This is a genomic window from Natronococcus sp. JC468, from assembly GCF_012163165.1.
Lineage (GTDB): Archaea > Halobacteriota > Halobacteria > Halobacteriales > Natrialbaceae > Natronococcus > Natronococcus jeotgali.
This window is the reverse complement of the sequence record NZ_JAAVUO010000037.1, coordinates 20,394-28,073: the sequence shown is the minus strand read 5'-3', so window position 1 is coordinate 28,073 and position 7,680 is coordinate 20,394. Positions and strand designations below refer to the sequence as shown.

Genomic DNA, 7,680 nt, shown 5'->3' with positions numbered 1-7,680 from the left:
CGGTGGCGGCGACCGACGCGGCCCCGTTCGACCGCACGATCGGCCCCGACAACGGCGAGCGCTTCGCCTACGGCGACCTCGAGGGGATGAGCGAAGCGATCGAGTCGTGTCTGGCGGGCTCGCGGGAGACGCGGGCGGCGGTCGAACGCTACGACGTCGAGCGCACGCTGTCACACCTCGAGTCGCTCTACCGGGGCGCGCGGTCGTCGGCGGAGGTTCCGACGGCGAGCGACGACGAGTGGGGCTTCGGCAGCGAACCCCGGGAGTTCGGCGACTGACCGCTCGACGGAGCGAAACGCGGTCCCTGGGACGCAGTCGACCGCGACGAGGAGCCGCGGTACCGCGGGTTACGACGAGCGGTTCGTCGTCAGTACCGGCACCGGAGCCGTGCGAACGACCCGTTCAGAGATGCTCCCGAGGAACCGTTCGTCGAGTCCCGTTCGGCCGTGCGTTCCCATGACGATCAGATCGTTCCCACTGTCCTCGGCGTAGGCGGTGATCTCCCGCGGGACAGAGCCCGACTCGACGGCGGTCGTGACGTCGTCGACGCCCTCGTCGTTCGCCGTCGACTCGGCGTCCTCGAGGACGTCCCGCGCTCGGCTCTCGCGTTCGGCGTCGCCGGTGAGCGAGCCCAGCAGTTGGTCGTCGAGAACCGAGAGGAGGGAGAGCCCGGCGCCGCCGCGCTCGGCGACGGCCGCGCCCAGTCGCAACGCGGCAGTCGCGTGGTCGCTCCCGTCGACGGGAACGAGGATCGACTCGTAGGGGTACGTCGGGGGATCGTCGGTGGCGCGAACCGTCAGTACCGGCATCGACGCCGCGTTGAGCACGCGTTCCGCGACGCTGCCGACGACCTGACGCTCGAGGCCGTCCCGACCGTGGGTGCCCATCGCGACGAGGTCGATGTCCTTCCGCTCGGCGTAGTCGACGATCGCGTCGTGGGGCGCCCCCTGCACGACGTCGGTGGTCGCGGGAACGTCGCGGGCCGCCGCCCGCTCGCGAGCGCTCGAGACGATCTCGTCGCCCTCGCGCTCGAGGACGTCGACGACGTCGGTGCCGACGCGGGTCTGGCTGGGTTCGTTCGTGTCCGCGACGTAGAGCAGCGTCACGGTCGCGTTGTGATCGGCGGCGATCTCGAGGGCGTGCTCGAGCGCCGCGGTTGCGGGATCGCTTCCGTCGACGGGAACGAGGATACGGTCGAACATAGCTGGTTCCGACTACGTCCTCGCCCGGTTTACGAATTCGCGTGGCGAAAGCCGGCGCGGGCGGTCACTCGAGGTAGCCGAGTTCGCGCAACCGCTCGCGGGTTTCCTCGTCGGCGTCGTCCAGCGCGTCGACGTCGTCGGTCGTCTCGGCCGGATCGTCCCACGCGCCGCCGACGGCCTCCTCGAAGCGGACGAGCGCCCGCTCGGTCCCGGCGACGGCGTCGTCGTCGGGATCCACCGGAGACTCCTCAAGCGGGTCCTCGTCGAGTCGGTAGGCCTCGTCCGGGATTCGGTCCGCGCGGACGTACTTCGCGTCGGTGCCCCGGGCCGCGCGCAGTCGCGAGTAGGCCCTGTGATCGTCGGGGAGGTCGATGCCGGCCTCGTCGGCCTTCTCCTCGAGGTGGTGGAGTTCGATCACCGGCTGGGCGTACTCGACGAACGCGTAGTCCTCGCCCTCTGGGAGCGCTCGCTGGCCGGGATCCGGGTCGGCGACCCCGTCGAAGGCCCGGTACTCGTCCGAGAGCAGCGATCGCGTCGGATCGAAGTCGGTCGCACCGCCCTCGCCGACGGCGTCGGGGTCGACGTCGAGGGCCTCGAGGACCGTGTGATAGCAATCGAGCAGTTCGACGAGGTCGTCGCGTCGGTCCGCCTCGAGGGCGGGGTGTTTGACGAGCAGCGGGACGTTGATCAGCTGCTCGTAGAGCGCGAACTCGTGGCCGTAGAGGTCGTGCTCGCCGTGGAGTTCGCCGTGGTCCGCGCAGACGACGACCGTCGTCTCCTCCCACCGACCGGTCTCGCGAAGCCAGTCGAACAGCCGTCCGAGTTCGGCGTCCATGTGGGCGATCTCGGCGTCGTAGAGCCCGCGGATGGCCTCCCACTCCTCGTCGTTGATGTCGCGGGCGCCCGAGTTGTACTCCTTGGAGTTCTGACAGACTTCGTCGGGGTCGACGCCGGGGGCGAACTCCTCGCGGTACTTCGCTGGCGGGTAGTACGGCAGGTGGGCGTCCATCAGGTTGACGAACGCGAACCAGCCCTCCTCGCCGTCGCTGTCCTCGACGAACGACTTCGTCCGGTCGATCACCGAGGGCGTCTTCGAGTCGGCCCCCTCGCCGCTGGCGAGTTTCGAGTGGGCCTTCGCGCCGAGGTGGACGAGCGTCGACGCCAGGTCGCGGAGGTAGTCGTTGTCGTTGATCGCCTGCCACGCGCTGGCCAGTGGCCCCGAGAGGACGTCCCCGGGCAGCACCTCGAAGAACGAGTCCTGCTCGGCGAACCCGTCTGTGAGGCCGGTGTAGGGCGTGATCCAGGCGTTCGAGGAGTAACACGCCGTGTCGTACCCCGCGGCCGACAGCGCCGACGCGAGGGTGGTCTCGTCCTCGAGGTACGGACTTCCCTGGTCGGCCCCGTGCTGGCTCGGATACAGGCCGGTGAACAGCGAGGCGTGGACGGGCAACGTCCACGGCGCGGGCGCCACCGCCGACTCGAAGACGGTCGCCTCCTCGGCGAACCGCGAGAGCTCGGGGGTCGTCCCCCCGTCGTAGCCGTACGGACCGAGCCGATCCTTCCGGACCGTATCCAGCACGACGAAGAGCACGTTCGACTGCTGTGTCCCGTTCATTACGAGTGACGAGTGAGTCCACTCAGATAAAACGCGCCTTCCTCGTTCGGCGGCGTCGTCCGCGACGCGTCGGGCGCGAGTCCCACGGGCGGGTCGACGAGTCTGAGCGGAGCCGAAACGATCGAGTCCGTCGCTCCGAACGCGCGCTCGAGCGACGAATAGCTACTTTTTTAATCGACACCGCCGACTCGTGAGGTATGGCAACTCGTGACTCCCGTAGTGTCGACGACGCCCCCGTCGAACTTCCGCCCGCGATTCCGCTCGACGTGTCGCAGCCGACGCGGCTGAGCTGGGCGCTGGGATCGCGCACCCTCGAGGACGAGGAAACGAGGCTTCGGAGCCGCTGGGAGGACACCGAAACGCCGTGGCGACTGTCGATCTTCCGCGCGACGGACGCGACCGTCATCATCAAGGTGTGCACGCCAGTCGGGAGAGAGCGGTTCTACGGCGCCGCAGAGGCCGATCTCGAGAGCGCCGTTTCGGCCCTCGAGGCGGCGCCGACCTGGCGACGAGCCGAGTGAGACGCGGCGGAGGGGTCGGCGACGCCGAATCCCGTCGACGCATCGTCGCCGAGTAGGGAGCCGACCCGTCGAACTCGAGGAGTCGCCACGCCGGACCGGTAGGACTCACCGCGGTCGAGCCCTCCACGGGCGGCTGAAGATGCCGGGCGGAACGTGATACGACGGCGACCCAATAGCGGTAGTTATGGGTACGCTCGAGGGAAAATCGGCCCTGGTTACCGGCGCGTCGCGGGGTATCGGTCGCGGGATCGCGGAGGCGTTCGGTCGCGAGGGCGCCGCGGTCGCGGTCAACTACCGCTCGAACGAGGACGGCGCCGCGGAGACGGTCGAGGCGATCGAGAGCGAGGGCGGCACCGCGGTCTCGGTCCAGGCCGACGTGAGCGACGAGGACTCGGTCCGACGACTCGTCGAAACGGTCGAGGAGGAGTTCGACGGGATCGACGTCCTCGTCAACAACGCCGGCGTGCTCGAGCCGTCGACGCTCGACGAGATGGACGTCGAGACGTGGGACCGAACCGTCTCGGTCGACCTGCGGGGTACCTTTCTGGTCACCCGGTTCGCCATCGAGGGGATGCTCGAGCGCGGCGACGGCCGCGTGATCAACGTCGCGTCGCAGCTGGGGATCAAGGGCGCCCCGGAACTCACCCACTACTCGGCCGCGAAGGGCGGCGTGATCTCCTTTACGCGTGCGCTCGCCAGGGAGGTCGCACCCGACGTGCGGGTCAACGCCATCGCCCCGGGCCCGATCGAGACGGACATGCTCGAGGACACGACCGAGGAGTGGCGCGAGAACAAGGAAGCGGAAGTGCCCCTCGGTCGGATGGGAACCGTTGACGACGTCGCGCCGACGGCGGTTTTGCTCGCCGGGGACGGCGGCGACTACTACACAGGCCAGACGCTCAGCCCCGACGGCGGCGACGCGATGCACTGAGAGTCCGAACGACGCTACGCGTCGAGCCGCCGCTTCCACTCGTCGGCGGGCATCGATTCCCCGGTTACGCCGTCTGTCCCCTGGGCGAGCAGGCGCGTCGCGGCGTCGTCCATGACGTCGGGCTCGAGGATCTCCGATCGTTCGTCGTCCGAGAGGTGGTCCCAGAACGTCGTCGCGACCCGGCCGCCGGGATCGACGGCGTTGACGGTGATCCCGTACTCCGCGAGTTCCTCGGCCTGGGTCCGGGTCATCCCCTCGAGGGCCCACTTCGAGGCGACGTAGGGGCCCCAGGTCGCAGATCCCCGACGACCCAGCCCCGACGAGACGTTGAGGACGTTGCCCCCGCCCGACTCGATCATGGCGGGGACAGCGTACTTCGAGAACAGGAAGACTCCGGTGACGTTCACGTCCAGGATCTGCCGGAAGTCCTCGGTCGCGACCTCGTGGAGGACGCTCCGTTCGTCGTGCAGGGTGAGCAGCCCGATGGCGGCGTTGTTCACGAGCCCGGTCAGTTCGCCGTACTCCTCGAGGGTCGCGTCGACGACCCCGTGTACCGCGGCCTCGTCGGTGACGTCGGCGTGCGCGACGAGCGTCTCGCCGTCGATGCCGTCGGCGACGTCCTCCAGGTCGGATCGACTGCGGGCGGTCAACGCGACGTTCGCGCCCTCCTCGGCGAACCGGGTCGCCATCGACGCGCCGAGGCCGCGGCTCGCTCCGGTCACGATCACCGTCTCCCCGTCGAGTAGGCTCATGGACGGAACTACCGCGAAGCGAGGGAAGGGGGTGGCGCTTCGACCGCGTCAGGAGCGCCGTTCGGTCGCGATCGCGGCGCCCTCGACCAGCGCCTCGAGTTTCGCCCACGCGATCTCGGGGTCGACCATCCCGATGTCGGCCTGCGTGTCGAAACCGCAGTCGGGGGCGGCAACAAGCGGCGTCGAGTCGTCGACGGCCTCGGCGACCCGTTCCAGCCGATCCGCGATCGTCTCTGGGTGGTCGATGATGTTCGTCTTGACGTCGACGACGCCGGGGATCAGCGTCCAGCCGTCCGGCAGCGGCTGCTCGGCGAACGCGCGGTACTCGTGTTGGTGGCGGGGGTTGGCTTGTTCGACGCTCAGCCCCGAGATGTCGGCCTCGTAGATCTCCGGGAGCATCTCGACGAGGTCCGTATCGAGGTGGTGGGGACCCTCGTAGCTCCCCCAGCAGGTGTGGAGCCGGATCTGCTCGGCGGGGACGTTCGACAGCGCCTCGTTGAGCGCCTCGACGTGGAGACGGGTCACGTCTTTGACCTCCTCGAGGGGCGCGTCGGCGAAGGCCGCCGTGTGGCCGGCCGTGAGGAGTTCGGGCGCGTCGATCTGGATCGTCGCGCCGGTGTCGGCGACGAGCTCGTACTCCTCGGCCATCGCCTCGGCGGCGGCGAAGAGGAACTCGTCGTAGTCGTCGTAGTAGTCGTCGGCGTGCGTGGCCGTAACGATGCTCGGCGAGGCCGCGGTCACGAACGTCTCCTCGATGTCGGCGTCGACGGCCTCGAGCGCCGCCTCGAACGCCGCGAGCTCGGCCTCGGCTTCCTCGTGGCCGGTGTACTCGACGGGACCGGTAACGACGGGGTGCATCGAGAGGTCGATGACGTCCGTCTTGAACGTCTCCTCGGCGTAGTCGGGGAACTCCTGGAGGTCCGCCCACAGCTCCTGCTCGCGTTTGCCCTCGATCCCGCTGAGGCGGTCCGCGACGTACCAGTTGAACGAGACCCGGGACTGCTCGCCGTTGTTGATGCTATCGAGTCCGACCTCGGCCTGTCGCTCGACGACGCCCCGCGTGGCCTCGTCGACGGTCGCGTCCCACTCCTCCTCGTCGACGTCCTCGCCCTCCTGGCGCGCCGTCAGTAGCTCGAGCAGCGCGGGCGGTCGCGGGAGGCTCCCGATATGTGTCGTCCGGATTCGGTCGTTGGTTCCTGTCATCGTGTACTTGCCTGAGTAATATATTCAGGCCGTATTATAACCCATGGTATTCGAGCGCCGGCCTCGAGTGCGACCCCTCCGTGCGGGCGAGGGCTGTGGCCGACGGACCGGAGGTCCGAGAGACGGGCCGAACGAAGGCCCACCGAGTGGGACCACGACCGATCGATCCTGAAGGGTGTTCTAGGCGATATAGCCAACGCGTTCGAGCTAGAGATCTCCCCCTCAGTATACAGATCCTGAGTGCGATTAGCGGGAGCGATTATATACCAGCGCCCGCGTCGAACGAACGATGACCGACGCCGAAGCGGACCGCCCGATCGAGGACGCCGACGAGTCGACCGAAACCGCGCTGGCCGACGAGACCGAACGCGTGCAGTACGTCTCGCCGTCCGCCTCGGGAATCGACAGGCACTACTAGGCCCGAGCGAACCAAGTAGCTCCGCTCGAGACACGGGTACATGCCACGCGTTCGCGTACTGAGCACGGGCGGCACGATCGCATCGACCGACGGGGCGGACGGGGCGACCCCCTCGAGGGACGGCGACGACCTCATCGCCGCGGTCCCCGAACTTGAGGACATCGCGAGCGTCGACGTCGAGTCCGTCTGCGACGAGCTCAGCTTCCACCTCTCCGTTTCGGACGTCGCCGCGCTGGTCGAGGCGATCGAGCGAGCCGACGACGAAGGCGTCGACGGCGTCGTCGTGACCCACGGCACCGACACGATGGAGGAGACGTCCTACTACGTCGACATGGTGACGGACGCCGACGTCCCGGTAGTCTTCACCGGAGCGCAGCGACCCGCCGACAGGGCGGGGGCCGACGGCCCGGCGAACCTGCTGCAGGCGGTTCGGACCGCGGCCGACGACCGCTTCGAGACGGGCGCGTACGTCGCGTTCGGCAACCTCGTCCACGCCGCCAGGTGGGTGACGAAGGCGCGGGCGGGACGGCCGGAGGCGTACGCCTCGCCCGACGCGGGACCGGTGGCAGAGCTCACGGCCGACGGGCTCTCGCTGCGGCGCGAGCCGGGCAGCGAGTCGGTTTCTCTCCCTGCGAGCGAGCTAACCGCCCGGGTCGAGATGTTGCCCAGCGGGCTCGACGTCGACGCCCGCCAGCTCGAGCGCGCCCTCGAGGACGGCGTCGACGGGCTCGTGCTGGCGGCCAGCGGCATCGGGAACACGACGCCCGCGCTCGGCGACGGCGTCGCGGAGGCGATCGAGGCGGGCGTGCCGGTCGTCGTCGCGACGCGGTGTTTCGACGGCGCAGTCGGCGCCCGGTACGGCGGACCCGGCGGGAGCCGTACCGTCCGCGAACACGGGGCGATCCCGGCGGGCGATCTGCCGCCCTGGAAGGCTCGCATCAAGCTCGGTCTGGCGCTCTCGGCGTTCGACGGGCTCGAGGACGTCCGGGCGGCCTTCGAGGCCCAGCGCGGCGTCCCGACCGCGGAGTAGCGCAGACC

8 protein-coding genes and 1 pseudogene are annotated in these 7,680 nt (G+C 69.3%); 5 read left to right on the top strand and 4 right to left on the bottom strand.

The window, feature by feature from the left end:
• Positions 1–278, top strand: a pseudogene (locus tag GWG54_RS16575) (glycosyltransferase family 4 protein); the annotation flags it as partial.
• 69 nt (positions 279–347) lie between these two features.
• Here GWG54_RS16575 and GWG54_RS16570 read toward each other — a convergent pair.
• Together GWG54_RS16570 and GWG54_RS16565 are read right to left on the bottom strand one after the other, a co-directional pair.
• A complete protein-coding gene (locus tag GWG54_RS16570; protein ID WP_167938821.1) occupies positions 348–1,202 on the bottom strand; it encodes a universal stress protein in 855 nt (284 codons plus the stop codon).
• Positions 1,203–1,266: 64 nt separating this feature from the next.
• Positions 1,267–2,817: a sulfatase gene (locus GWG54_RS16565; protein ID WP_167938820.1), complete on the bottom strand. Its 1,551-nt coding sequence runs from the start codon at positions 2,815–2,817 to the stop codon at positions 1,267–1,269.
• Positions 2,818–3,014: 197 nt separating this feature from the next.
• Between GWG54_RS16565 and GWG54_RS16560 the strand changes: the two genes are divergently transcribed.
• Both GWG54_RS16560 and GWG54_RS16555 read left to right on the top strand, forming a co-directional pair.
• Positions 3,015–3,338, top strand: coding sequence for a hypothetical protein (locus tag GWG54_RS16560; RefSeq protein ID WP_167938819.1), 324 nt, complete (start codon positions 3,015–3,017; stop codon positions 3,336–3,338).
• A gap of 184 nt (positions 3,339–3,522) precedes the next feature.
• On the top strand, positions 3,523–4,269 hold the full coding sequence (locus GWG54_RS16555; RefSeq protein WP_167938818.1) for a 3-oxoacyl-ACP reductase family protein: 747 nt from the start codon (positions 3,523–3,525) through the stop codon (positions 4,267–4,269).
• 14 nt (positions 4,270–4,283) lie between these two features.
• On the opposite strand, the gene GWG54_RS16550 is transcribed toward GWG54_RS16555, so the two are convergent.
• Complete coding sequence (locus tag GWG54_RS16550; RefSeq protein WP_167938817.1) at positions 4,284–5,021, bottom strand: SDR family NAD(P)-dependent oxidoreductase; 738 nt, start codon at positions 5,019–5,021, stop codon at positions 4,284–4,286.
• 48 nt (positions 5,022–5,069) lie between these two features.
• On the bottom strand, positions 5,070–6,224 hold the full coding sequence (locus GWG54_RS16545; RefSeq protein ID WP_167938816.1) for a methionine synthase: 1,155 nt from the start codon (positions 6,222–6,224) through the stop codon (positions 5,070–5,072).
• A gap of 289 nt (positions 6,225–6,513) precedes the next feature.
• Between GWG54_RS16545 and GWG54_RS21205 the strand changes: the two genes are divergently transcribed.
• Positions 6,514–6,642 carry a hypothetical protein gene (locus tag GWG54_RS21205; RefSeq protein WP_280842107.1) on the top strand — a complete coding sequence of 43 codons (129 nt, stop codon included), beginning with the start codon at positions 6,514–6,516 and terminating at the stop codon, positions 6,640–6,642.
• A gap of 40 nt (positions 6,643–6,682) precedes the next feature.
• The gene (locus tag GWG54_RS16540) at positions 6,683–7,672 is read left to right on the top strand and encodes an asparaginase (RefSeq protein ID WP_167938815.1); all 990 of its coding nucleotides are present in this window, start codon (positions 6,683–6,685) and stop codon (positions 7,670–7,672) included.
• Positions 7,673–7,680 lie beyond the last annotated feature (8 nt).